Genomic DNA, 1,080 nt, shown 5'->3' with positions numbered 1-1,080 from the left:
GGTGGCGGATGGAAGACCGAGACCCTCTTGGGATGTCGATCCCGCGGATGAGCAAGGGTCTCCATCTGCCTTTTCATCGAACCCGAACAGTCGCCGGGGCCGCTTGCATGTGCAAAGCCCGCTTAGGCAAGGATGGGACACGATGGATATTATCGTTGGCATTGACGTTTCGAAGGCCCGTTTGGACGTGGCTGTCGCAGCCTCCGGCACGGCGTTCTTCGTCGAGAACAGCCATGCCGGGATCGACGATCTGGTACAGCGTCTCAAAGAGGTGCATGCCGATATCGTCGCAATGGAAGCCACAGGCGGCTTCGAGACGCTGGCCGTGGCACGGCTTTCGTCTGCCGGATTTGCGGTGATCGTGGTCAATCCGGCGCAGGTGCGTGCCTATGCCAATGCCATTGGTCGCCGGGCCAAGACCGACGCGGTCGATGCGGCGGTGATTGCCGCTTTCGTGTCTGCCACCAGGCCACAGATCCGGCCTCTGCGTGATCAGCAAACCCAGCTTTTGTCGGCACTTGTCGACCGCAGGCGGCAGATCGTGCAGATGATCGTGGCCGAAGAGAACCGGTTACGCACGGCGCTGGAGAAAGCGACCCGCAAAAGCATTCAGCGCCTGCTTGCCGCCCTGCGCCGGGAGGTGGACAGCATCGATGCGGAAATGGACGATCACATCCGCAAATCCCCCGTCTGGAGGGTGCGTGAGGCGCTGCTGACGTCGGTACCCGGTGTTGGCCCCGCAACGGCACGCACATTGCTTGCCGAAATGCCGGAACTGGGCAGTCTCGACCGGCGTCAGATCGCGGCGCTGGCGGGGCTGGCGCCATGGACCCGACAGTCGGGCGCCTGGAAAGGCAAGAGCTTCATCGGCGGCGGCAGGGCAAAAGTCCGGGCGGTGCTGTTCATGGCAGCCCTCGTCGCCAGCCGGTACAACCCAACCCTCAAAACCTTTCGTGATCGCCTCGTCCAGGCCGGAAAGCCAAAAATAGTCGCCATCGTCGCAACCATGCGAAAACTCCTGACCATCCTCAACGCCATCATCAGAGACAACAAACCATGGCAAAACGCTTGACACCAAAG

At 61.6% G+C, this 1,080-nt stretch carries 1 protein-coding gene; it reads left to right on the top strand.

Translation table 11 applies throughout. From position 1 onward, the window contains the following. The first annotated feature begins 142 nt into the window (after window positions 1-142). The gene (locus N5D22_RS27115) at window positions 143-1,072 is read left to right on the top strand and encodes an IS110 family transposase (RefSeq protein WP_279659007.1); all 930 of its coding nucleotides are present in this window, start codon (window positions 143-145) and stop codon (window positions 1,070-1,072) included. Window positions 1,073-1,080: the final 8 nt, after the last annotated feature.

This window comes from Agrobacterium sp. GD03872 (assembly GCF_029840625.1).
Taxonomy (GTDB): domain Bacteria; phylum Pseudomonadota; class Alphaproteobacteria; order Rhizobiales; family Rhizobiaceae; genus Agrobacterium; species Agrobacterium fabrum_A.
The sequence above is the reverse complement of the archived record's forward strand: the minus strand, read 5'-3'. Positions and strand labels throughout refer to the sequence as shown.

Coding starts and splice junctions, on each gene's coding strand:
- N5D22_RS27115 (WP_279659007.1), top strand. CDS start 143: ATGGATATTATCGTTGGCATTGACGTTTCGAAGGCCCGTTTGGACGTG.